The organism is Pseudomonas sp. Ost2 (assembly GCF_018326065.1).
In the GTDB taxonomy this organism is placed as follows: domain Bacteria; phylum Pseudomonadota; class Gammaproteobacteria; order Pseudomonadales; family Pseudomonadaceae; genus Aquipseudomonas; species Aquipseudomonas gingeri.
Genome location: NZ_AP021904.1, coordinates 554364 through 577190 on the forward strand (window position 1 = coordinate 554364; position 22827 = coordinate 577190).

A 22827-nucleotide genomic window follows, 5' to 3' on the forward strand; every position below is an offset into this window, starting at 1 on the left:
TTGCGAGTATTGCTGGTCAAGACGTCTTCCCTGGGGGACGTGATCCATGCCCTGCCGGCCCTTACCGATGCGGCCCGGGCCATTCCCGGTATCCGTTTCGACTGGGTGGTCGAGGAGGGTTTCGCCGAGATCCCGAGCTGGCATCCGGCGGTGGACAAGGTGATTCCGGTGGCGATCCGGCGCTGGCGCAAGAACCTCTGGCAGACCATCAGGAGCGGCGAGTGGAAGCGTTTCAAGCAAAGCCTGCGCGCAACGAAATATGACCTGGTGATCGATGCCCAGGGCCTGGTGAAAAGTGCGTTCCTGACCCGCTATGCGAAGGCCCCGGTGGCCGGGCTGGACAAGCAGTCGGCCCGCGAACCGCTGGCCAGCCGTTTCTATTCCCGGCGTCTGGCGGTGGCCCGCGGGCAGCACGCGGTCGAACGGGTGCGGCAGCTGTTCGCCGTGGCATTGGGGTATGACTTGCCCAAGGGCCTGGGCGACTACGGCCTGGATGTCGACAAGCTGGTGGCCTTGCCGCGCAGCAAGACGCCATTTGTGCTGTTCCTGCATGGTACCACCTGGGATACCAAGCACTGGCCCGAGGCCTACTGGCGCGAGCTGACCGAGCGCATGGGGCAATTGGGCGTCGAGGTGAAACTGCCCTGGGGCAATCCCGTCGAAAAGGCTCGTGCCGAGCGTATCGCCCGTGGCTTCAGGCATGCGGTGGTCCTGCCGAAGCTGAACCTGGCCGGGGTGGCGAAGGTCCTGGCCGACGCCAGCGCCTGCGTCGCCGTGGATACCGGCCTCGGTCATCTGGCCGCGGCGCTGGATGTGCCGACCCTGTCGCTGTTCGGTCCGACCAATCCGGGCCTGACCGGCGCCTACGGCAAGTCGCAGGTTCATCTGGCGAGCAACTTCCCCTGCGCGCCCTGCCTGCAGAAAAAGTGCACCTATGTGCCGACCCCGGAAGACCAGCAGCGCTTCGATCTGAAACGCGAATGGCCGCTGTGTTTCACGCGGCTCAATCCCGAGCGTGTCGTCAGCCGACTGAGCGCGATGTTACTGGCTGAGGAGCGACACTGATGCAACTGGCTTTTGTCCTGTACAAGTACTTTCCCTTCGGCGGCCTGCAGCGGGATTTCATGCGCATCGCCCTGGAGTGCCAGCAGCGCGGCCATGCCATTCGCGTCTATACGCTGATCTGGGAGGGTGACATTCCGCCCGGCTTCGAAGTGCTGGTGGTGCCGGTCAAGGCGTGGTCCAACCATCGGCGCAACGAGAAGCTCAGCGCCTGGATGGCCGCCGACCTGGTCAGGCGTCCGGTGGATCGCCTGATCGGTTTCAACAAGATGCCCGGCCTGGACGTGTACTACGCCGCCGATGGCTGCTTCGAGGACAAGGCGCAGAACCTGCGCCATTCGCTGTACCGCCGCTGGGGTCGCTACCGACACTTCGCCGAGTACGAAAAAGCGGTGTTCGCCAGGGAGGCGAACACCGAGATCCTGATGATTTCCGAAGTCCAGCAGCCACTGTTCATCAAGCACTACGACACGCCGCTGGAACGCTTTCACCTGCTGCCGCCGGGGATTGCCCAGGACCGCCGGGCACCGGCCAATGCCGCCGAGATCCGTGCGGGGTTTCGCAAGGAATTCAAGCTGGCGGACGACGATTACCTGCTGGTACAGATCGGTTCCGGGTTCAAGACCAAGGGGGTCGATCGCAGCCTCAAGGCCCTGGCCGCCTTGCCATCCGCGTTGAAAAAGCGCACCCGGCTGTTTGTCATCGGCCAGGACGACCCCAAGGTATTCCAGGTGCAGAGTGCCGCGCTGGGCCTGGGCGAGCACGTGCAGTTTCTCAAGGGGCGCAGCGATATCCCGCGCTTCCTGCTGGGCGCCGACCTGTTGATCCACCCGGCCTACAACGAAAACACCGGCACCGTGTTGCTTGAGGCGCTGGTCTCGGGGTTGCCGGTGCTGGTCAGTGCGGTCTGTGGTTATGCCCACTACATTGCCGAGGCCGATGGCGGCCTGGTGCTGGATGAACCTTTCGAGCAGAACCAGCTCAATCAATACCTGAACCGGATGCTGTCCGACGAGACGGCACGCACGGCATGGAGCCGCAACGGCCTGGCCTTCGCCGAGACGGCCGACCTCTATAGCATGCCGCAGCACGCGGCGGATGTGATTCTGGCGGAGCAACACCGATGAAGTTGATCCTTGCCGAGCCCTTCAAGAGCCTGTGGGCCGGACGCGATGCGTTCGCCGAAGTCGAGCAGTTGCAGGGCAAGGTTTACCGTGAGCTGGAGGCTCGCCGGACCTTGCGCACGGAAGTCGCCGGACGTGGCTATTTCGTGAAGATCCACCATGGCATCGGCTGGCGCGAGATCTTCAAGAACCTGCTGACCGCGAAAATGCCGGTGCTGGGTGCCGGCCAGGAGTGGCGGGCGATCCAGTGCCTGCAGAAGGCCGGCGTGCCCACCATGACCGGTGTGGCCTATGGCGAGCGCGGCAGTAATCCGGCCGGCCAGGATTCGTTCATCGTCACCGAAGAGCTGGCGCCGACCATCAGTCTCGAGGACTTCACCCTGCAATGGCCCGTGCAGCCGCCGGAGCCCCGGCTCAAGCGTGCGCTGATCGCCGAAGTGGCGCGCATGACCGGTGGCATGCACAGGGCCGGGCTCAACCATCGTGACTGCTATATCGCCCATTTCCTGCTGCATACCGACAAGCCGGTGACGGCCGATGACCTCAAGCTGTCGGTCATCGACCTGCATCGTGCGCAGGTTCGCCCGAGCATCCCGCGCCGCTGGCGCAACAAGGACCTGGCGGGGCTGTATTTCTCGGTGCTGGACATCGGCCTTACCCGCCGCGACAAACTGCGTTTCCTGCGGGGCTATTTCCGCCAGCCGTTGCGCCAGGTCCTGCGTGACGAGGCGTCGTTGCTGACCTGGTTGGAAAGCAAGGCCGACAAGCTGTACAAGCGCAAGCAGCGCTACGGGGACGCACTCTGATGTCGGGGTGGAAACTGGAGCCCGAGTACGCGGCGCTGGCCGATGATTTCGGCAGCCTCGAGGCGGTGTTCGCCCTGGAAGGCGAGCACCTGACCCGCGATCCGTTGTCCGAGGTCATCCGGGTCAATCGGGATGGCGTCAATTATTACGTCAAGCGCTACACCGGCGCGGGCAAGGGGTTGCGCCAGTATCTCGGCAGGCCCCGGGTGCGATCGGAGTGGCAGAACCTCAAGCGTTTCGCCAAGTGGGGTATCCCCACCGCCGAAGTGGTGGGCTGGGGGCTTGAGCGGCGGGGCGCGGCTTATCATCGCGGGGCGATGATCACCCGTGAGCTGCCGAACACCGAAGACCTCTCGGCCCTGGCGAACCGCGACGATCCCCTGCTCCATGACCGGGCCTGGGTCGACGGTATCAGCCGGCAGCTGGCACGCTATACGCGGACCATGCATGATCAACGGTTTACCCATAACGACCTGAAGTGGCGCAACCTGCTGGTGGACGATCAGGCCCGACTGTTCCTGATCGATTGCCCCAACGGCGAGTTCTGGCGTGGCTTCTGGCTGCGCTACCGGATCACCAAGGACCTGGCCTGCCTGGACAAGGTCGCCAAGTATCACTTGTCGGCTACCCAGCGGTTGCGTTTTTACCTGCAGTATTGCCAGCGCAGCCGGCTGAATGCCGCGGACAAGAAGCGCATCCGGCATGTACTGAGATTTTTCGAGGGGCGGGAATGACCGATTTCCTGGCGGCGACGGACCGCACATTGCTGGAGCGTAACGGCCTCGGCAACTTTGACGCCTTATGGGCGACCGAGCTCGATGCGGTGGATGAGCCCAATACCAGCGGCGGCGGTTGGAGCAGCGTGTTTCGCCTGGAGCTGGAGGGCCAGGGGTTCTACCTCAAGCGCCAGAGCAATTACCTGACGCGGACCTTGCACAGCCCATTGGGCGAACCGACCTTTGCCCGCGAGTTTCGCAATATCAGTCGTTACCAGCAGTTGGGTATTCCGGCCTTGCAGGCGGTGTTCTTCGGTGAGCGCAATGTGCGGGGCGAGCGCCGGGCGATGTTGCTGACCCGCGCACTGGATGGCTGGAACGACCTGGATTCGCTGCTGGAACAATGGGCGCAACTGACGCTGGATCAGCGCCAGGCCATCCTGCGTGCCTGCGGCCAACTGGCCCGGCAGCTGCACGCCTTGCGCCAGGTCCATGGCTGTTTCTATCCCAAGCATATCTTTCTGCAGGCGGCGGCCGACGGTTATCGGGCGCAGTTGATCGACCTGGAGAAAACCCGGCCGTTGCTGTTCGGTCGGCGTGACCGGGTCAAGGATCTGGAGCCCCTGCTGCGTCGCGCGCCGATGTGGAGCGAGAGTGAAGTGCGCACGCTGCTGGCGGCTTATCTCGATCAGCCGGTGGACAGTTCGCTGGTGGACAGTTGGCTTCAGCGCCTGGGCGCGCGTCGCAGCAAAAAAGGAAATCGTTGATGCGTTTGTCCGAGTTGAAGGCCGCCGGGCGTACGCCGGTCCTGCCCTTGAGCATCGAGCTGGCGGACGCCGCCGGCCCCGGGCAGTTGCAACTGCTCAGCCTGTTGCGGGTGCTGCCCGGTCAGCGTTATGTCGGGGCCGGGGTCTGGCGCGGACGCACGGTGCTGGCCAAGCTGCTGGTGGGCAACAAGGCGGCCCGGCACTTTCAGCGGGAACTGCAGGGTGTGCGCGTACTCGCCGAGCAGGGACTGACCACGCCATTGCTGCTGGCCGACGGCTTGCAGGAAGGTGAAGGCGGTTGGTTGCTGTTCGAGTTCCTCGAAGGCGCCGAGAGCCTCGGCGAGGCCTGGAAGCGGGTCGAGTCGCTGCCGGTTCTGGCGGATGAACAGCAGCAGGTGCTAGGTGAGGCATTGAGCGCTATTGCGCAGATGCACGGCAAAGGCGTGTGGCAGGAAGACCTGCATCTGGACAATCTGCTGCGCCATGCCGGAAAACTGTATGTGATCGACGGCGGTGGCATCTGTGTCGAGCAGGCCGGCAAACCCTTGTCGCGGCAGAAGGTGCTGGAAAACCTCGGGGTGTTCTTTGCGCAGTTGCCCAGGTCCTTCGAGCCGTTTATCGAAGAGTTGCTGGTGCATTATCTGCTGAGCAATGCCGAGCACGCCCTGCCGCTGGAGGCCTTGCTCAAGCAGGTCGAGAGGATTCGTGGCTGGCGCCTGAAGGATTTCCTCGCCAAGGTCGGGCGCGAATGCACGCTGTTCAGCGTGCAGCGCGGGCCGTTCGCCCTGCGTGCCATCCGTCGCGAGGAAGAGGCCGCCATGCTGCCGGTACTGGCCCGGGCGGATGCCTTGCTCGACCAGGGGCATCTGTACAAGACCGGCGGCGCGGCCAGTGTCGGCCGGGTCGACGCGGGTGGGCGCACACTGGTGGTCAAGCGCTACAACATCAAGGGCTTCGCCCATTGGCTCAAGCGTTTCTGGCGCCCGAGCCGCGCCTGGCATTCCTGGCGCGAAGGCAATCGCCTGGCGTTCCTCGGGATCGCCACCCCCAGGCCGCTGGCGGTGCTGGAGCGGCGTTTCTGCTGGCTGCGCAGCCGTGCCTACCTGGTGACCGAGTATCTGGCCGGTCCCGATATCATCGAGCGTTTTGCGCCCCATGTGGAGTCCGGCATGGCTCCCGAGGCGGAGCTCCAGGCCCTGGACCAGTTGTTTGCCGAGTTGATCCGCGAGCGCATCAGCCACGGTGACTTCAAGGGCCACAACCTGTTCTGGCATGAGGGGCGCTGGGCCCTGATCGATCTTGACTCTATGCATCAGCACCACTCCGACAGCGGCTTTGCGCCGGCCTATGCCCGGGATCGTGCGCGCTTCATGCGCAACTGGCCCGAGGACAGCGCCTTGTACCAGGCCATCGACGCCCGCCTGCCGAAGACCCCGGTGCCGGCAAACTGAGGGGATGATCGCTGTCGCGCGCGGCGCGGGAGCGATCAGCAGCCGCTAGAGGATTGCCGCTGCTTTTAAGCTATAATCCCGCCCTTTAGCTGTTTCTCGCCCCTTGCGGGAACACATTTTCTCAGGCGCATAGCCGCCTGTATGCAGACTTAAAGAGGCTAGACCCCTGTGGCATTGACGATTCTTGGCCTGTCCGGCGCCCTTAGCCATGATCCTTCCGCAGCCCTGTATATCGACGGCAAGCTGATTGCGGCCGCTGAAGAAGAGCGCTTCGTACGCGATAAACATGCAAAGAACCGCATGCCCTACGAATCGGCGAAGTTCTGTCTGGAACAGGCCGGCATCAAGCCGTCCGACGTCGATGTGGTGGCGATCCCGTTCGCGCCGATCAGTCTGTTCGGCAAGGCCCGCTGGCACTACGCCAAGCGTTACTGGTACGCCCCGGATCGCGCCCTCGACGCGATCCTGATGGGCAACCGGCGCTACAAGCGCTATCGCAACAAGATCGTCTGGTGCCTGGAGCAACTGGGCTTCGATCCGAAGAAGATCAAGATCGAGCCGGTCGAGCATCACCTGGCCCACGCCTCCAGTGCCTATCACTGCTCCGGCTTCAAGGAGAAGACCGCGATCCTCGGGATCGACGGCAAGGGCGAGTACGCCACCACTTTCTTCGGCTACGGCGAAAACGGCAAGATCCACAAGATCAAGGAGTTCTTCGATCCGGATTCCCTGGGTGGCTTGTACGGTGCGATCACCGAGTTCCTCGGCTTCGAAATGCTCGACGGCGAGTTCAAGGTGATGGGCATGGCCCCCTACGGCGACGCCAGCAAGTACGATTTCTCGCGCCTGGCCTCGTTTGAGAACGGCGAGCTGGTGATCAACACCGACTACGCCAACGTGATCGGCCTGCGTCGCTACAAGGAGAAGGGCAAGGGTTTCTACTTCTCGCCGAAACTGATCGAGTGGCTGGGGCCCAAGCGCGAAGGCGATATCGCCGACGAACCGTATATCCATTACGCGGCCAGCATGCAGGCGCTGTTCGAGAAGCTCGCGCTGCAGATGATCGACCACTACCTGGGCGACGTCCTCAAGGAAACCGGCAAGCTGGCCTTCGCCGGCGGCTGTGCGCTGAACGTCAAGCTGAACCAGAAGATCATTGCCCGCGACGACATCAAGGAGCTGTTCGTGCAGCCGGCGTCCGGCGATGCCGGTACGGCGGTCGGCGCCGCGGCCTATGTGTCCCACGCCCGTGGCGTCCCGGTGGAGAAGATGGAACACGTCTATCTCGGCCCGTCCTACAGCAACGAAGACGTGATCGCCGCCTGTGCCCGGCATGCCAATGCGCCGAAGTGGCGCAAGCTGGACAACATGCCTGAACAGATCGCCCGGATCATGGTCGACGGCAACCCGGTGGCCTGGTTCCAGGGGCGCATGGAGTTCGGTCCGCGTGCCCTGGGTGGTCGTTCGATCATCGGTTGCCCGAGCGTCGCCGGCGTGGCGGACCGGATCAACCACCAGATCAAGTTCCGCGAGCGCTGGAGGCCTTTCTGCCCGTCGATGCTCGACACCGTCGCACCGCAGATGATCAAGATCGATCATCCGGCACCGTTCATGACCTTCACTTTCGAAGTGGCGGAGGAGTGGAAGACCCGCGTGCCGGAAGTCGTCCATGAAGACGGTACATCGCGGGCCCAGGTACTCAAGCGTGAGTACAACCCGCGCTATTACGACATGATGAAGGCCCTGGAAGTCCTCACCGGCAACGGCGTGTCCCTGAACACCTCGCTGAACCGTCGCGGCGAACCGATGATCTGCTCGCCGACCGATGCCCTGAACATGTTCTTCGGTTCCGACCTGCAGTACCTGATCATGGAGGACATCCTGGTGGTCAAAGACGGCGCGGATGCTTATGACTCGCTCGGCTGAGCGCCATGTCCTGCAGCTCTGCCACGGTTATGACGGGCCGTTCCTCGACTGTGCCCGTCAGTACGCCAGCCTGTTCAGTGGTACTGGCTATCGGGTGACCACGGTGTTCCTCACCGGTGCTGCCGATGCGGAGGTCGCCGCGGGCTGCGCGTCCGACGAGGTGCTGTTCATGGAGTACAGCTCCAGGGCCATTCGTGGCCTGAAGCTGGGGGCGATCCGCGACCTGCGCAAGATCGCCGCTTCGCGCAACTTCAGTTTCTGCATCGCCCACCGTTTCAAGCCGGTCTATATCGCCCTGCTCGGCACGGCGCTGCCGGTGATCGGCGTGCACCATGCCTTTGGCGACTACGTGCGGGGCAGCCGCCGGCTGTTCGCGCAGCTGTTTCGCCGCCGTCTGAGTCTGCTCGGCGTGTCCGATGCGGTGCGCGACGATATGCGCAAATGCCTGCCGAAGTGGCCGACCGGACGGATCCGCACGCTCTATAACCGGATCGATATCGAGGCTCTGCAAGCCACTCAGGTTACCGTCGCCGAAGCGCGTGAAGCCCTGGGGCTGCCGGTCGATGCCTGGGTGGTCGGCAACGTCGGCCGCCTGCACCCGGACAAGGACCAGGCGACATTGATCCAGGGTTTTGCCCAGGCACTTGAGCACTTGCCGGCCCACAGCCGGCTGGCGATTCTCGGCACCGGGCGCCTGGAGCAGGACCTGAAGGAACTGGCCCGCGAACTCGGGATTGCCGAGCAGGTGCTGTTCCTTGGGCAGGTCCCGGAGGCGCGACGCTATTTCCGTGCCTTCGATGTGTTTGCGCTGAGCTCCGATCACGAGCCGTTCGGCATGGTCCTGCTGGAAGCCATGGCTGCTGGCGTACCGCTGCTGGCCACCTCGTGTGGCGGTGCCAGGGAAGTGGTAGAGGGCGTGGGTATCCTGTTCCCCCTGGGCGATGCCGGGCACCTGGCCCAGGGCCTGCAACACCTGGCCGCCCTCGACGACGAGCAACGCCAGGCCTGTGCCGGGCTGATGCTGGCGCGCCTGCACGAGCGGTTCTCGGACCAGGCGGTCCGCGAGGCGTTCTGGCGTCTGCCGCAAGTCACCGACCTGACCGCGGAGGCCTGATGCTCAACCGATTCCAGGGCTGGCGCGAGCGCGGCTGGTCGGTGGTCGATGCCACGACCTATGCGCAGGTCTGGCAGCGTTTTGGCGGCAGTGTCGCGACGCATCCGCTGGTGGTCGAGCGCCTGGCGCAATTGGCGCAGATCCCGGTTCGTTATCTGGCGTTCGAGCAGGGTGGCGAGCTGAAGGCGGCCGTTGCGACCTGGGGACGTGACCTGGCACTGTCCAAGGATGTGCTCAAGCGCCACGGCAAGAAGGGGCTGTTCGACCTGGGCAACGCCGAGCTGATCCTGCCTGCCGCCGCCGACGCCCAGGCCCCCCTGCGCCATCGCGGGCGTTATCTGTCCGAACTCAACGGTGGCCGTTTCAGTACCCTGCAACCGCAGGCCGAACAGTTGGCCATGGCGCGCGCGCCTGAAGACCTGTCGAAGAAGTTTCGCTACAACCAGCGCCGCGAGCTGCGCCTGCTGGAAGAGGCGGGCGGCGTGGTGCGCCCGGTCGGCGAGTTCTCCAGTGTCGAACTGGCGGCGATCTACTGCGATCTCTTTCAGCGACGCTGGGGCTTTCCGGCCACCGGAGCGGCACGCATGGCCGAGGTCATCGAACTGCTGCGCGAGTTGTTGATCGGCTCGGTGATCTTTCTCGACGATGCGCCGATTGCGGTCCAGTTGGTCTATCGCGTCGAGGCGCCCGAGTGGGTCAGCGTCGAATACATCAATGGCGGTGTCGATCCCGAGACCCGTTCGTTCAGCCCCGGCAGCGTGCTGAGCTTCCTCAATACCCAGGGTGCCTGGGAAGACGCCCGGGCCTTGGGCAAGACCCTGCGCTTTTCGTTTGGGCGTGCGGATCGCGAGTACAAGGATCGTTGGTGCAACCCCGTGCCGGTATTCAAGGTATGAGTCGTAAACAGCAATTGCTCAAACGCCATCGGCGGACCAAGCGCCTGGCGTTGTTGGTCGGCCTGATGCTGCTGATCGCGGTCGGCCTGCTAGTGACCTGGTGGCTGCCGCTGGTGCTGGCGGTGCTGGCCTGGGTCGCCCATGAAGCCTGGTTCGCCGATCATCTGTTCTATTCGCCGGGCGACGATTATCAGTACGCGTTTCCCGAGGATAGCGAACGCCTCGGCGCTCGCCTGGAGGCTGGGGGGCTGAAGCTCGAGGCACCCTTGAGCCTGGTCGGCGATGAAACCCTGGTCCTGGCCGTGCGGCTCAAGAGTCGCTGGCTGGGGCGTTTTTGCGATCCGGCGGTGGAGATCCAGGGGGATGGGTTCGCGGATCGCCAGACGTTCGAGCGCGGAGTCAACGGCCTGCGTTATCTCAATCTCGGCGGGTTCGCATCGGCATTGGCGACGGGCTCGCTGCGCTTGCGTGGACGTTTCTGTCGCCTGCTCGGCGAGCCGGTCCTGTGGGTTTTCCGCCAGCCGGACTTGCGACGCCAGCGGGTCATGGTGATCGCGCCCCATGCCGACGATGCCGAGCTGGCGGCCTATGGCTTGTACAGCCAGGCCGACGAAACCTGGGTGGTGACCCTGACCGCCGGTGAGATCGAAGCCGGGCATTACCAGGCGATGGGCCTGTCCCGCGCCGAGGCGGCGCGGCTCAAGGGGCGCCTGCGCGCCTGGGACAGTATCGCGGTGCCGCGTTGGGCGGGTGTACCCGAGGCGCACTGTGTGCAGCTCGGTTACTTCTGTCTGCAACTGCCGGCCATGCAGGCCGCTCCGGATCAATCGATCGCATCCCGCGAGGCAGAACTGAGCGATATCCGCCTGTTTCGCCAGTTCAACCCGTTTGCGTTACCCGCCGATCGGGACGGTGTTCCCAGTTGGAACAACCTGCTGGCCGACTTGCGTGAGTTATTGACGCGGGCCCGCCCGCAAGTGATCGTCCTGCCGCACCCTTCTCTTGATCCGCACCCGGATCATATCTGTGCCCAGGCGGCGGTCATGGAGGCTCTGCAAGGGCTGGAATGGCAGCCGACGACGCTGCTGGGGTATGCCAACCATCTGCATGACAATGATCGCTGGCCCATGGGCGATTCGGGAGCGGGCATTGCCTTGCCGCCGGTGTTTGATACGGCACAGAGGTTGCAACCCTATTGCCTGCCGCTGTCTCTCGAGCAGCAACGCGACAAGGCAATGGCGTTGGGCATGATGCATGACCTGCAGCCGCGTGCACCTTTCAAGCGCCGGCTGCGGCGGTCGATACAGTGGCTTCTGGCCAGTAGGGTACAATCCCCCTACGGCGAGAATGAGTTCTTTCGTAAAGCGGTCAGACGGCATGAGCTGTTCTGGTTGCTCAAACGTCAGTGACCTCGTCCGGGGACATAGTGTTGTCCCTGAATTCCAGAAGCTTACAGTGAGTTCCAAGTGATCAATCCATCCCCGCGCATTCTCTTTATCATCCCTTATTTCGGGCGTTGGCCATTCTGGATGCCGTTCTTCCTGGAAAGCTGCCGTCACAATCCGGATATCGACTGGTTGTTGTTCAGCGATTGCGGGACTCCGGAAAATCTGCCGCCCAACGTTACCGTCGAGGCGATCGGCTTCGGCGATTACTGCCAGTTGGTGTCGCGCCGGCTGGAGATCGACTTTGCGCCCAAGGCGGCCTACAAGCTCTGCGATATCAAGCCGGCCCTGGGTCATATCCATGTCGACCGTCTCGAAGGTTATGACTTCTGGGCCTTCGGCGATATCGACCTGGTGTTTGGCAATTTGCGCGAATATTTCACCGCCGAACGCCTGGCCGGCTACGATCTGTTCTCCACTCACGAGCGACGGGTTGCCGGGCATCTGTGTCTGATGCGCAATACCGCGCGCAAGCGCGAGTTGTTCATGCGCATCGAGAACTGGCGTGAGCGGTTTACCGATGACCAGCACCACGCCTTGGATGAAGGCGCGTTCAGCCGTATTTTTCTGTGGCGCAAGAATTTTCCCAGGCCGCTGTTCAAGCTGGTTGGCAAATTCAATCCCTGGCGGCGGCGTAGTGAATTCACCGAGTGTTTCAGTACGCCGGGCGGCGTGATCAAATGGCATGACGGAACCTGTAACTTTCCGCGTCACTGGTATTGGCGTGAAGGACGCCTGACCAATGACCGTGACGGTGATCGCGCTTTTCCGTATTTTCACTTCGTGTGCTGGAAGCGCAATGAGTGGTCCAGACTGCCCGAGCCCGAGCCCGAGCAGCTCAAACACCTGGCCCTGGAACCGGCATGGATCATCGATGCGACAGGGTTTCAGCGGGGAGATCTATGAGTCAACGTTTCAAGGTCCTGCAATTGCAGCCGGACTACAACGTCAAGTCGCACGATTTTGCCGATCTGGCCGAACAGATCGTCAAGGCCCTGCCTGTCGAGCGTTTCGAGGTCACGGCCGCGTTTCTGCGTGGGCGGCCCGGACCGGGCGAAGCGGTGAGCCGGGCCGATCACTCGGTGTATTTCGAGTTCTCCGACAAGTCGCTCAAGGGCATGCGTCTCAGGGCCATGTGGCAGTTGTACAAGTTCTGCCGCAAGGAGCAGTTCGATGTGGTGGTGTGCAACCGTTTCAAACCGGTGAACATGCTGCTGCAACTCAACCGCTGGTTGAAGATTCCCCTGTGCATCGGGATCTCCCACGGCTTTGGCGAATATGACCGTTTTTACCGGCGTCGGCAGACACAAGGACTGATCGATAAAAGCTGGCGTTTCGTGGGCGTTTCACCCGCCGTGAAACAGTACCTGCTGGATTGCCGGTGCGGCTTTACCGAGGCCAACACCTATGCCATCACCAACGCGATCGATATCGAGCAGGCCGAAGGCCTGCAGCACTCGCGCGAACGGTCCCGGGAACTGCTCGGATTGTCGCCTTCGACCCGGCTGATCGGCGCCCTGGGGCGCCTGGTGCCGGTCAAGGGGCATACCTATCTGCTCCAGGCCTTTGCCGCGCTCAAGGACAAATACCCGGACACGCAACTGGCAATCATCGGCGCCGGCCGTGAGGAGGGGCGCCTGCAGCAGGAAATCGAGCGTCTCGGCCTGGGCGGTCGTGCCCATCTGCTGGGCTTTCGCGAAAATGCCCTGCAGTACGTCCGGGCTTTCGACATCTGGACCATGCCTTCCCTCGCCGAGGGCCTGGGCCTGGCCTTGCTGGAGGGCATGAGCGGGCACCTGCCGGTCATCGCCTCCAATGTCCCGGCCATGTTGCCGTTGATCCAGGGCGCCGGTGGCCTGGCGGTGGAACCGGCCAATGTCCCGGCCCTGACCGCGGCGCTGGACAACTACCTGGGGCTTGCGGATGACGAACTGCGGGCCAAGGGCGAACAGGCCTACCGCTACCTGCAGGACCAACACGATATCGAGGTGTTCCGTCGGCAATACCTGGATTTGATTGAATCAGGCCTGGCCCAGGCTGGTAAGGAACACCCATGACAGACACCCAGCCCCTGGTGACGGTGATCATCGCCTCGTACAACCACGCTCCCTACATTGAGCAGAGCATTCTCAGTGTGTTGAACCAGACTTACCCGAACATCGAATTGCTGGTGGTCGATGACGGTTCCACCGATGACAGCGTCGAGCGTATCCGTCGACTGCAGGCGGAGCATGGGTTCGATTTCCAGGTCCAGAAGAACCAGGGCCTGACCAATACTCTCAATGGTGCCATTGCTCGTTCGCACGGCAGCCTGATTGCGCCCTTCGGTTCCGATGACATCATGTTGCCGGAGCGTATCGCGGTCCAGGTCGCCTATATGGACGGCAAGCCCGAGGTCGGGATCTGTGCCGGCAATATCGAGCTGATCGACTCCGAGGGCAACCTGTTCCCGGAGAAGCGCCAGCGTCGTGACGTGCCGTTCCGCCGCCTGGATTTCGATGACATGTTCCTCGAGCGCAAGCCTTATCCGCCGGCCCCCACCTTGTTGATTCGACGCGAGGCGCTGGAAAAGGTCGGTGGGTTCGACCCGAAGATCCGCTTGGAAGACCTGCTGATCGAGCTGAAGATTACCCGCGCCGGCTACTTTATCGATGGGCTGGGTGTGCTGATGGCGCGCTATCGCAAGCACGCCACCAACTCCTACAAGAATCACCGGTTCATGATCGACAACATCCTGCGCTCCTATGCGCTGTTCAGCGATCACCCGTTGTATGAGGAAGTGCGTTACAAATTCCTCAACTCGATGTTCCTGAAAACCTCCAATCGCGATCGCAAGCTGGCCCGCGAGCTGCTGGCGCAGATTCCTTTCAAGGCCTGGACGCGGAAAACCTGGCGAGCCCTGGCGCGCTTGTATTTTTCTCCGCTGGAAAAAGACTGAGCGGAGCTCTAAGCATGGGTTGGATTCAGCGTTTTCTCGACAAGCGGGCCAAGCGGGCCATCCGCAAGCTACCGAAAATCGAGCGGGGCGCCGCGCGTTTCAAACAGCGCTATCCCGATTACGGCTTTGGTCGAGGCAGTTACGGATTGCCCCAGGTGCATGACTGGCAGGAAGGTTCGACCCTGAATATCGGCGCCTACTGCTCCATTGCCGAAGGGGTGCAGATTTTTCTCGGCGGTCATCATCGGGCTGACTGGGTGACGACCTTTCCTTTTCCAGCGATGGTTTCCCAGGCCGCGCATATCGGCGGATACAGCGGCACCCACGGTGACGTGACGATCGGCAATGACGTGTGGCTGTGTTCCAACTGCACAGTGCTTTCCGGCGTCACTGTCGGCAGTGGAGCCATCGTGGCGGCAGGTGCCCTGGTGACCCGGGATGTCGAGCCCTATGCGGTGGTGGGTGGCAATCCGGCGCGCTTCCTGCGCTGGCGCTTCCCCGAGGAACAGCGCCAGGCGTTGCTGGCGAGCGCCTGGTGGGACTGGCCCGAAGAAGAGCTGCATGGCCTGGGCGACAGGCTGTGCAGCGACGATATCGAGGGGTTTCTGCAGTACGTTCGACAGCGCCAGGCGTAGCGGCATGACGCCAGGATGCAGCGCCGGTACCGGCGCTGCGCAGGCTCATCAGGCTTTCGCGATCTGGCGCAGGAGCAGGGCTTCCTTGTGCAGGGCCGCGGCCGACTGGTCGGACGCCGCCGAGGCATAGCCCTTCAATAGCGCCGGTAATTGTTCTTCGAACAGCCAGCCACGATCTTCCTGGTAGCGTTGCATGTGGCGCAGGTTGCGCTGGCGCAGCGATTGTCGCAGCGGCGAAGGATAGATCCGCATATCGGCCAGATCGATCAGGCCGAACTCGCCATCATCCATCAGCAGGACATTCCCCAGGTGCAGCGAGCGGAAGTACACGCCACGTTCGTGCAACTGTCCGAGGAATTTGCCGAAGCGCTCGACCAGGGCCTCGCGGACCGCCGGGGCACCCATCGACTGCAGCACCTGGCGCAAGGTCTGGCCGGGAAGCGGCTGGTATTGCACCGAACTGCTGCCATCGTCCAGTTGGTGAAGTCCGAGAATCACCGGTGTCGCAATTCCCAGGGGCCGCAAGCGCTCGCTGTTGATCGCGAAACGTTCCGAGAGCGGGTTGAAAGCACCTGAGCTGTAGCAGTGGCGACGCCGAAACAGTTTTAGAAAGGTGCCGTTTTCCAGGCGCAGGACCTTGGGGCCGAGGCCGTCTTCCTCGATGATCCGGGCGTTGTGTCCCAGCTCGGCGAACCCTGTGCTACTGAGCGACTTTACCGGCTTGTCCAGCAGTTGGTGGGCGCGCCGGGCAACGGTCAGGGCGAGGATCAGGGCAAGGGGGATCCACAGCAGGTACCAGTGTTCTTTCGGACGTGACATTGTCCCGCCACCTTCGGTAAGTCCGGCACCGATCCCGAACACCAGCCAGCTGGAGGCCAGCACGAAGAGTGGCTGGGCCCGTTGCCGCCAACTGCTGAACAGGCCCCAGGCAATCATGAAGACCCAGGGGATGAAACCGATGATACCGGCGTAGAAAAGCACGCCCAGGGCAAAGTTGTGGGGTTCGCTCAGGTTGTAGCCGGTTCCGGGGTCGATGCTCAATTCGGCGTTATAGCCGTGACCGATCCAGGGGTGGAAGGCGATCTGTTCCAGTGTCATGCGCCAGAGCTCGAAGCGGAACGAGTTGCCGCGCTCGAACAGCATTTCGGAGAAAAACGCGAAGACCGCGGCGCCACAGACCAGCATGGCTCCCAGCACCATCAGCGAGCGTCGATTCCAGCAGATGAAACTCAGCCACAGCGCTGCAAGTGTCAATGCTACCAGGGGTGTTCGCGAGCCTGTCGCGATCACCGCGCAGAACATGATGGCCAAGGCCGGCAGGCTCAGCCACAGGATTCGCGGACGCTTGCACGTCATGCTCAGGCTTACCCAGTAGGCGCAGAAGAAACCAAAGGCATGGGAGCTGAGCAGCGGGTTATCGAATGCTCCGGCGCCGATCATCCTCATCTCTGGAGTACGGATCTGCCAGAAATGAATCAGGTTGTACAGGGTAGCGATCAGGGCAATGGTCGCGGCACTGAAGATCAGCGGTTGCAGGCTGTCCGGGCGGTAGCGCACCAGCAGGCTGCAACCGATGAACAGCATCAATGTGTGCAGTGGCGGTTTCGTGTCGCTCAGCGCATCCGGTACGGGCGGGCTCCACAGCAGGCTCAGGATGGTCCAGAGGACAAAGGCCAGGATGCCGATGAAGAGGGGCTCGCGCACCAGTTCCTTCAGCTCGCGAGGGCGAAGCAGGATGGCTATCAGGGCGGGAGCACTGAACAGCGCATAGTAGATCTTGTGGTGCACGCTGCGGCCAGGGAGGAAAAACATGTCACTTAATAGCAGCAGGTAACCCAAGGGCAGCAGCCACAGGCAGATAAAGTCAAAAACTCGATTTGAGGCGGTGTTCAAGCTGCTGAATTGCATGCTGAAAAATTCATTCCATAGAGTGAAAGGCCATACTAACGTACTGGCTACTTAATGTCGTCTGCCGGGCCTGCGGGTACCTTGAACCAAGCGGCTGCCAGTACAGTAGAGAAGCTGTGCTAAAGTCAGCCTCCTTTTTCAATTACCGCCGCGTGATATGACCGACTCCAGTCTCTCCGCAAGCCCGTCAAGCTTGAAAATCTACTTCCGCCTGCTGGGATATGTTCGGCCTTATATCGGTCTGTTCATGCTCAGCATCGTCGGCTTCCTGATTTTCGCTTCGACGCAGCCAATGCTGGGCTACATCCTCAAGTACTTTGTCGATGGCCTGTCCAATCCCGACGCCGCACTGTTTCCCACGGTGCCCTATCTGCGCGACCTGAAGTTGCTGCAGGCAGTGCCGTTGCTGATCATCCTGATCGCCGCCTGGCAGGGCCTGGGTTCCTACCTGGGCAACTACCTGTTGGCCAAGGTCTCCCTCGGCCTGGTCCATGACCTGCGGGTGCAACTGTTCAACAACCTGCTGACCCTGCCCAACCGCTACTTCGACCAGCATAACTCCGGGCACCTGATTTCGCGTATCACCTTCAACGTCACCATGGTCACGGGGGCGGCGACAGATGCGATCAAGGTCGTTATTCGTGAAGGCATGACGGTGATCTTCCTGTTTGCCTCGCTGTTGTTCATGAACTGGCGCCTGACGCTGGTGATGGTCGCCATCCTGCCGTTGATCGCGGTCATGGTCCGCACGGCCAGCAAGAAGTTTCGCAAGCAGAGCAAGAAAATCCAGGTGGCGATGGGCGACGTGACCCATGTGGCCTCGGAAACCATCCAGGGTTATCGCGTCGTGCGCAGCTTCGGTGGTGAAATCTACGAACAGCAACGCTTCCTGAAGGCCAGCCAGAGCAATACCGACAAGCAACTGCGCATGACCCGCACCGGTGCGATCTACACGCCGATGCTGCAGTTGGTGATCTATAGCGCCATGGCGGTGCTGATGTTCCTGGTGCTCTACCTGCGTGGCGATGCATCGGCCGGTGACATGGTGGCCTACATCACCCTGGCGGGCCTCCTGCCCAAGCCGATCCGCCAGTTGTCGGAAGTCAGTTCGACCATCCAGAAAGGCGTGGCCGGTGCCGAAAGCATTTTCGAGCAGCTGGATGTCGAGCCGGAAGTGGATCACGGCACCATCGAGCGGGATGTGGTCAAGGGCCGGCTGGATGTACGTAACCTGAGCTTTACCTACCCGAATACCGAGCGACTGGTACTGGACGACATCTCGTTCAGTGTCGAGCCGGGTCAGATGGTGGCACTGGTGGGGCGCTCCGGTAGCGGCAAGTCGACCCTGGCCAGCCTGATTCCGCGCTTCTATCACCACGAAACCGGTGAGATCCTGCTCGATGGCGTTGAAGTCGAAGACTATCGCCTGCTGAACCTGCGTCGGCATATCGCCCAGGTGACCCAGCATGTGACGCTGTTCAGCGACACGGTGACCAACAACATCGCCTATGGCGACCTGGCGGGAGCGCCGCGCGAAGACATCGAGAAAGCCGTCGCCGACGCCTACGCCAAGGACTTTATCGATCAGTTGCCCAAAGGCCTGGATACCCAGGTCGGCGAGAACGGCGTCCTGCTGTCCGGAGGCCAGCGCCAGCGTCTGGCAATCGCCAGGGCCTTGCTCAAGAACGCACCGTTGCTGATTCTCGACGAGGCTACCTCGGCGCTCGATACCGAGTCCGAGCGGCATATCCAGGCCGCGCTGGACAAGGTCATGAAAGGCCGCACCACGCTGGTGATCGCCCACCGGCTGTCGACGATCGAAAAGGCCGATCTGATTCTGGTCATGGATCAGGGGCGTATCGTGGAGCGTGGCACTCATTCTCAATTGTTGGAAAAGAATGGCTACTACTCTCGCCTGCATGCCATGGGGCTGGATGAGCCGACCTCCGCTGGAACCGCGTGATCCAGGCGCCCGGGAGTGAGTGATTCACTCCCGGGCAGGCCCTGCGTGCAATACGTCAGGGCTTTGTATCGGGATCTTTACACAGCTTGACCATCGCTAAATATTTTCAGACACCTCGATTGTTATGGTTCTGCAACGAACCCTCTATATCAACGGAAGGGCTATCCCTTTCGCGCAGGTACTGGAATGTTGCAGCGCTACCTATGGAAACTCATGCCCAAGCCTCAGCGGGAGTTCCTGCTGGGGCGCTTGTCGGTCGTCGATCGGCAGGTCGTCAACAAGGCGATGTCCGGCAATGTTCAGTTTCCCGAGTTGTTTGTCGAGCGCGCCTGCCTGTTCATCCATGTTCCCAAGTGTGCGGGCAGCAGTGTCTGCGGGGCGTTGTTCGGTGGCTGGCATCCCGGGCATCTGCCGTTGCACTGGTATGAACATCAGTTTCCCGAGCAATACGCCAGCAGTTTCAAGTTCGCTTTCGTGCGTGATCCCCTGGAACGAGCCTACTCGGCCTATGCCTTTCTCAGGGGCAACGAGCCGTGTCGGCGGGATATGGCTGCGCGCCACCTGGTGACTTCGTACCGTGATTTCGACGACTTCGTTCATCGCTGGCTGCACCCCGAGAACGTTCAGAAACAAATGCATTTCGCTCCCCAGACTGACTTTCTCGTGGACTCGCTCGGACATCTGGCCCTGGACTTCATCGGTTACCAGGAGCACCTGGAACAGGATTTCCGCTCTGTCTGCGACCGGATCGGCGTCGACTCAGCATTGCCGCACCTCAATCATTCACGCCAACGACGTCAGGAGCCGGTCAGGGATTTCTGCTCGGTGAGAACCCGTCGACTGGTACGTCGTGTCTACCAACGAGACTATGAGCTACTGGGCTATGAATAGACTGGCAACGATCCCCCTGGAAAAACCGCAGATCCGTCCTTATACCCTGGCGTTGTCGACGGCCCGGCGGGCTGCGATCAAGCATCAGCGACCCTGCTGCATCTGGCTCACGGGGCTCTCGGGTTCCGGCAAGTCGACCTTGGCCAACGAGCTGGAACTGCAACTCAACCGGCGCGGCCTGCACACCTTCCTGCTCGATGGCGACAACGTGCGCAATGGCTTGTGCAGCGACCTGGGAATGTCCGCCAGGGCCCGCAAGGAAAATATCCGCCGGGTGTCCGAGGTGGCGCGGCTGATGGTCGATGCCGGGTTGATCGTGATCGTCTCGGCGATCTCGCCGTTCCGCGCTGACCGTGAGGTCGCCAGGTCGCTGTTCCAGCCCCAGGAGTTCTCCTGCGTCTATGTCAGCACGCCTTTCGATGTCTGCGCCCAGCGTGATCCCAAGGGGCTGTACAAGGCGGCGCTGGCGGGGCGGATCAAGGATTTCACCGGCCTCGACAGTCCTTACGAGGCACCGCTGGATGCCGACTGTGAAATCGATACGACGTCCATGTCCCTGGAGGACTGCACCCAGGCGCTTCTGGCGTTTCTGATCAATAAACGCACAATTTCCGACGGCGAAGCCAGTCACTTGAAGCCATAGAACTAGCCTGCGGCAACCCTGTGTTAATATCGCGCCCCTGTTCATTTTGTATGTGGGTTGCTCCATGAAGTTGTCCATGCCGCGATTCGATCAAGCCCCTGTCTTGGTGGTCGGCGATGTCATGCTCGACCGTTACTGGCATGGTGGTACCTCACGGATTTCCCCTGAGGCACCGGTACCGGTAGTCAAGGTCGAGCAGATCGAAGACCGCCCGGGCGGTGCTGCCAACGTCGCCCTCAACATTGCCGCCCTCGGCGCGCCGGCTTCCCTGGTGGGTGTCACCGGTGACGACGAGGCCGCCGACAGCCTGGCCAACAGCCTCAAGGGCGCGGGCGTGCGGGCGTTGTTCCAGCGCATTGCGCACCAGCCGACCATCGTCAAGCTGCGGGTCATGAGCCGTCACCAGCAACTGCTGCGCATTGATTTCGAGGAGCCGTTCGCCACCGACGCCCTGGCGTTGGGGGCTGAAGTGGATAGCCTGCTCGAAGGCATCAAGGTGCTGGTGCTGTCCGACTACGGCAAGGGTGCGCTGAAAAATCACCAGGCGCTGATCCAGGCGGCGCGTGCCCGGGGTATTCCGGTGCTCGCCGATCCCAAGGGCAAGGACTTCTCGATCTATCGCGGAGCCAGCCTGATCACGCCGAACCTCAGCGAGTTCGAAACCATCGTCGGCGGTTGTGCCGACGAACATGAGCTGGTCGCCAAGGGTGCCAAGCTCATGCAGGACCTGGACCTCGGCGCCTTGCTGGTGACCCGTGGCGAGCACGGCATGACCCTGCTGCGTCCGGATCATCCGGCGCTGCATCTGCCGGCCCGGGCGCGGGAAGTGTTCGATGTGACCGGTGCCGGCGATACCGTGATCTCCACCCTGGCGGCGGCGATCGCCGCGGGCGAGGAGTTGCCGCACGCGGTGGCGCTGGCCAACCTGGCGGCGGGTATCGTGGTCGGCAAGCTGGGCACGGCGGCCATCAGCGCGCCGGAACTGCGCCGCGCTATCCAGCGTGAGGAAGGTTCCGAGCGCGGTGTGCTGGGGCTGGAGCAGTTGTTGCTGGCAGTGGATGACGCTCGGGCACACAACGAGAAAATCGTCTTTACCAATGGCTGCTTCGATATCCTGCATGCCGGACATGTGACCTATCTGGAGCAGGCGCGGGCCCAGGGCGATCGACTGATCGTCGCGGTCAACGACGATGCCTCGGTCAGTCGCCTGAAAGGTCCGGGACGGCCGATCAACAGCGTCGACCGGCGCATGGCGGTTCTGGCCGGCCTTGGCGCGGTGGACTGGGTGATCAGCTTCCCCGAAGGCACTCCGGAAAACCTGCTGACGCAGGTCAAGCCCGATGTGCTGGTCAAGGGGGGAGACTACGGGATCGACCAAGTGGTCGGTGCCGGCATCGTCACGGCCTACGGCGGTACGGTAAAAGTGCTGGGCCTGGTGGAGAACAGCTCGACGACGGCGATTGTCGAGAAGATCCGCAGCAACTGACACGCGCCAGGCCCGTCCGACGGCCCTGTGTCGACGGTCCCGCCTGGCAGGAGCCGGCAAGCCGGCTCCTGCAGGGGACGTTTTTTCCCGTCAGCGCCGGGCCTTGGTCGGTACGATCTTGCGCAGGATCTGCCGGGCCTTGCCGGTCAGTCGCTTGAGTTTCGAGTCCTTCTCCACGGGGGCCAGCCCTTGCTGGCGCACCCAGTCCTTCCAGCGAATCCGTTCGTCGCGCACCAGCCAGCCTTCCTGTTGGGCAAAGCTTTCCGCCAGGTACAGGCCGCGGGTGCTGGCCGGAACCAGCTGGTCCTTCTTCAGGGTGTACAGCTCGGCGCAGGGCTGTCCGTCCTTCAGCGGCATCAGATAGAGGTCTGGACGTCCGCGATCCAGGCGGGCCACCAGTTCATCGTTTTCCAGTCGCTCATCGACATGGAACAGGCTCAGGGACTTGGCTTCCCTGGGCACATCCAGGCGCAGGTCGTAGATCAATTGCAGCGATGCGGTGGGCAGGTGCACATAGGCCCGTGGTCGCTCCATCAGCTGTTGCGCGCCGCAACGCACCGGCAATGCCGAGCCCGACAGCGGCGTCAGGCGAAAGGGCAGGGCCTCGCGGTAATGCAGGGCCGCGGAGTAGGGCGCCGGTAGCCAGGTGTCGTTGAAGCGTCCGCTCAGCCAGCCTTCCGGTGTCTCCAGCAGGCATTCCTCGGCGATTTCCTGGATGGCGGTGTGCAACGGCAGGTTCAGTTCCTGGGCCGGGACATACCCGGAAATCAGCTTGAGCACCACATCGCCACGGTCCTGCCGGCGTTGCCGGACCAGTACCCAGTAGTCGCGGTTCTGCCAGTGCAGGGTGAGGCGTACCGACACGCCGAGGTTGGCCAGTTCCAGGGCGAAACGCTCGGCATCGGCGACGCTCACCGGCTTGCGCTTGTGCAGGGTTTGCGCGAAGTTCAGCGGCATCCCGACGCTCTGGTAGCTCAGGCCTTCGGGCGTCGCCTCGACGAATAACGGCAGGGTCTTGAAGTTGCTGGGGTTCTTTCTTATCAGCGTTCGCGGCAT

At 62.3% G+C, this 22827-nt stretch carries 20 protein-coding genes; 18 read left to right on the top strand and 2 right to left on the bottom strand.

The genetic code is table 11. From position 1 onward, the window contains the following. From rfaC to KI243_RS02490, 14 genes are all read left to right on the top strand, one after another. Positions 1 to 1065, top strand: coding sequence for a lipopolysaccharide heptosyltransferase RfaC (gene rfaC / locus KI243_RS02425; protein WP_177108395.1), 1065 nt, complete (start codon positions 1 to 3; stop codon positions 1063 to 1065). Next, a complete protein-coding gene (locus KI243_RS02430) occupies positions 1065 to 2189 on the top strand; it encodes a glycosyltransferase family 4 protein (RefSeq protein WP_212810408.1) in 1125 nt (374 codons plus the stop codon). Before rfaC ends, KI243_RS02430 begins: the two co-directional genes overlap by 1 nt. Further along, positions 2186 to 2992, top strand: a complete 807-nt coding sequence (rfaP, locus tag KI243_RS02435) for a lipopolysaccharide core heptose(I) kinase RfaP (RefSeq protein ID WP_212810409.1) — start codon at positions 2186 to 2188, stop codon at positions 2990 to 2992. The genes KI243_RS02430 and rfaP overlap by 4 nt, the downstream gene beginning before the upstream one ends. Beyond that, on the top strand, positions 2992 to 3726 hold the full coding sequence (locus KI243_RS02440; RefSeq protein WP_017125122.1) for a lipopolysaccharide kinase InaA family protein: 735 nt from the start codon (positions 2992 to 2994) through the stop codon (positions 3724 to 3726). Before rfaP ends, KI243_RS02440 begins: the two co-directional genes overlap by 1 nt. Next, on the top strand, positions 3723 to 4475 hold the full coding sequence (locus KI243_RS02445) for a lipopolysaccharide kinase InaA family protein (protein ID WP_212810410.1): 753 nt from the start codon (positions 3723 to 3725) through the stop codon (positions 4473 to 4475). The genes KI243_RS02440 and KI243_RS02445 overlap by 4 nt, the downstream gene beginning before the upstream one ends. Then, entirely contained in the window at positions 4475 to 5926 is a 1452-nt protein-coding gene (locus KI243_RS02450; protein ID WP_212810411.1) for a lipopolysaccharide kinase InaA family protein, read from the top strand. The genes KI243_RS02445 and KI243_RS02450 overlap by 1 nt, the downstream gene beginning before the upstream one ends. 168 nt (positions 5927 to 6094) lie before the next feature. Next, the gene (locus KI243_RS02455; RefSeq protein ID WP_017125119.1) at positions 6095 to 7852 is read left to right on the top strand and encodes a carbamoyltransferase; all 1758 of its coding nucleotides are present in this window, start codon (positions 6095 to 6097) and stop codon (positions 7850 to 7852) included. After that, complete coding sequence (locus KI243_RS02460) at positions 7836 to 8966, top strand: glycosyltransferase (RefSeq protein WP_178990775.1); 1131 nt, start codon at positions 7836 to 7838, stop codon at positions 8964 to 8966. The genes KI243_RS02455 and KI243_RS02460 overlap by 17 nt, the downstream gene beginning before the upstream one ends. Beyond that, positions 8966 to 9862, top strand: a complete 897-nt coding sequence (locus KI243_RS02465) for an antimicrobial resistance protein Mig-14 (protein ID WP_177083424.1) — start codon at positions 8966 to 8968, stop codon at positions 9860 to 9862. Before KI243_RS02460 ends, KI243_RS02465 begins: the two co-directional genes overlap by 1 nt. Further along, positions 9859 to 11271 carry a PIG-L family deacetylase gene (locus tag KI243_RS02470; RefSeq protein ID WP_177083422.1) on the top strand — a complete coding sequence of 471 codons (1413 nt, stop codon included), beginning with the start codon at positions 9859 to 9861 and terminating at the stop codon, positions 11269 to 11271. Before KI243_RS02465 ends, KI243_RS02470 begins: the two co-directional genes overlap by 4 nt. A 57-nt stretch (positions 11272 to 11328) precedes the next feature. Next, positions 11329 to 12213: a DUF6625 family protein gene (locus KI243_RS02475; protein ID WP_177127929.1), complete on the top strand. Its 885-nt coding sequence runs from the start codon at positions 11329 to 11331 to the stop codon at positions 12211 to 12213. Then, positions 12210 to 13364 carry a glycosyltransferase family 4 protein gene (locus tag KI243_RS02480; protein ID WP_177127928.1) on the top strand — a complete coding sequence of 385 codons (1155 nt, stop codon included), beginning with the start codon at positions 12210 to 12212 and terminating at the stop codon, positions 13362 to 13364. The genes KI243_RS02475 and KI243_RS02480 overlap by 4 nt, the downstream gene beginning before the upstream one ends. Further along, on the top strand, positions 13361 to 14245 hold the full coding sequence (locus KI243_RS02485; RefSeq protein WP_017125113.1) for a glycosyltransferase: 885 nt from the start codon (positions 13361 to 13363) through the stop codon (positions 14243 to 14245). The genes KI243_RS02480 and KI243_RS02485 overlap by 4 nt, the downstream gene beginning before the upstream one ends. A 14-nt stretch (positions 14246 to 14259) precedes the next feature. Continuing rightward, complete coding sequence (locus KI243_RS02490) at positions 14260 to 14880, top strand: CatB-related O-acetyltransferase (RefSeq protein ID WP_017125112.1); 621 nt, start codon at positions 14260 to 14262, stop codon at positions 14878 to 14880. Between the two features lie 48 nt (positions 14881 to 14928). On the opposite strand, the gene KI243_RS02495 is transcribed toward KI243_RS02490, so the two are convergent. Further along, positions 14929 to 16788 (bottom strand): bifunctional O-antigen ligase/aminoglycoside phosphotransferase family protein, encoded by a 1860-nt coding sequence (locus KI243_RS02495; RefSeq protein WP_017125111.1) that lies wholly within the window; start codon positions 16786 to 16788, stop codon positions 14929 to 14931. A gap of 157 nt (positions 16789 to 16945) precedes the next feature. Here KI243_RS02495 and msbA point away from each other — a divergent pair, with 157 nt between their 5' ends. From msbA to hldE, 4 genes are all read left to right on the top strand, one after another. Beyond that, positions 16946 to 18751: a lipid A export permease/ATP-binding protein MsbA gene (gene msbA / locus KI243_RS02500; protein ID WP_042934910.1), complete on the top strand. Its 1806-nt coding sequence runs from the start codon at positions 16946 to 16948 to the stop codon at positions 18749 to 18751. Positions 18752 to 18937: 186 nt separating this feature from the next. Then, positions 18938 to 19642: a sulfotransferase family 2 domain-containing protein gene (locus KI243_RS02505; RefSeq protein WP_042934909.1), complete on the top strand. Its 705-nt coding sequence runs from the start codon at positions 18938 to 18940 to the stop codon at positions 19640 to 19642. Beyond that, positions 19635 to 20285: an adenylyl-sulfate kinase gene (gene cysC, locus KI243_RS02510; protein ID WP_017125108.1), complete on the top strand. Its 651-nt coding sequence runs from the start codon at positions 19635 to 19637 to the stop codon at positions 20283 to 20285. Before KI243_RS02505 ends, cysC begins: the two co-directional genes overlap by 8 nt. A 64-nt stretch (positions 20286 to 20349) precedes the next feature. After that, positions 20350 to 21771 (top strand): bifunctional D-glycero-beta-D-manno-heptose-7-phosphate kinase/D-glycero-beta-D-manno-heptose 1-phosphate adenylyltransferase HldE, encoded by a 1422-nt coding sequence (gene hldE / locus KI243_RS02515; RefSeq protein ID WP_042934908.1) that lies wholly within the window; start codon positions 20350 to 20352, stop codon positions 21769 to 21771. Between the two features lie 90 nt (positions 21772 to 21861). On the opposite strand, the gene KI243_RS02520 is transcribed toward hldE, so the two are convergent. Then, positions 21862 to 22827, bottom strand: a complete 966-nt coding sequence (locus tag KI243_RS02520) for a hypothetical protein (protein ID WP_017125106.1) — start codon at positions 22825 to 22827, stop codon at positions 21862 to 21864.

Bases quoted from the DNA above. Each gene is read 5' to 3' on its own strand.
- KI243_RS02450 (WP_212810411.1), top strand. From the start codon at position 4,475: ATGCGTTTGTCCGAGTTGAAGGCCGCCGGGCGTACGCCGGTCCTGCCC.
- KI243_RS02440 (WP_017125122.1), top strand. From the start codon at position 2,992: ATGTCGGGGTGGAAACTGGAGCCCGAGTACGCGGCGCTGGCCGATGAT.
- KI243_RS02505 (WP_042934909.1), top strand. From the start codon at position 18,938: ATGTTGCAGCGCTACCTATGGAAACTCATGCCCAAGCCTCAGCGGGAG.
- msbA (WP_042934910.1), top strand. From the start codon at position 16,946: ATGACCGACTCCAGTCTCTCCGCAAGCCCGTCAAGCTTGAAAATCTAC.
- KI243_RS02465 (WP_177083424.1), top strand. From the start codon at position 8,966: ATGCTCAACCGATTCCAGGGCTGGCGCGAGCGCGGCTGGTCGGTGGTC.
- KI243_RS02485 (WP_017125113.1), top strand. From the start codon at position 13,361: ATGACAGACACCCAGCCCCTGGTGACGGTGATCATCGCCTCGTACAAC.
- KI243_RS02460 (WP_178990775.1), top strand. From the start codon at position 7,836: ATGACTCGCTCGGCTGAGCGCCATGTCCTGCAGCTCTGCCACGGTTAT.
- rfaP (WP_212810409.1), top strand. From the start codon at position 2,186: ATGAAGTTGATCCTTGCCGAGCCCTTCAAGAGCCTGTGGGCCGGACGC.
- cysC (WP_017125108.1), top strand. From the start codon at position 19,635: ATGAATAGACTGGCAACGATCCCCCTGGAAAAACCGCAGATCCGTCCT.
- KI243_RS02430 (WP_212810408.1), top strand. From the start codon at position 1,065: ATGCAACTGGCTTTTGTCCTGTACAAGTACTTTCCCTTCGGCGGCCTG.
- KI243_RS02445 (WP_212810410.1), top strand. From the start codon at position 3,723: ATGACCGATTTCCTGGCGGCGACGGACCGCACATTGCTGGAGCGTAAC.
- KI243_RS02490 (WP_017125112.1), top strand. From the start codon at position 14,260: ATGGGTTGGATTCAGCGTTTTCTCGACAAGCGGGCCAAGCGGGCCATC.
- hldE (WP_042934908.1), top strand. From the start codon at position 20,350: ATGAAGTTGTCCATGCCGCGATTCGATCAAGCCCCTGTCTTGGTGGTC.
- KI243_RS02480 (WP_177127928.1), top strand. From the start codon at position 12,210: ATGAGTCAACGTTTCAAGGTCCTGCAATTGCAGCCGGACTACAACGTC.
- KI243_RS02520 (WP_017125106.1), bottom strand. From the start codon at position 22,827: ATGCCGCGAACGCTGATAAGAAAGAACCCCAGCAACTTCAAGACCCTG.
- KI243_RS02470 (WP_177083422.1), top strand. From the start codon at position 9,859: ATGAGTCGTAAACAGCAATTGCTCAAACGCCATCGGCGGACCAAGCGC.
- KI243_RS02495 (WP_017125111.1), bottom strand. From the start codon at position 16,788: ATGCAATTCAGCAGCTTGAACACCGCCTCAAATCGAGTTTTTGACTTT.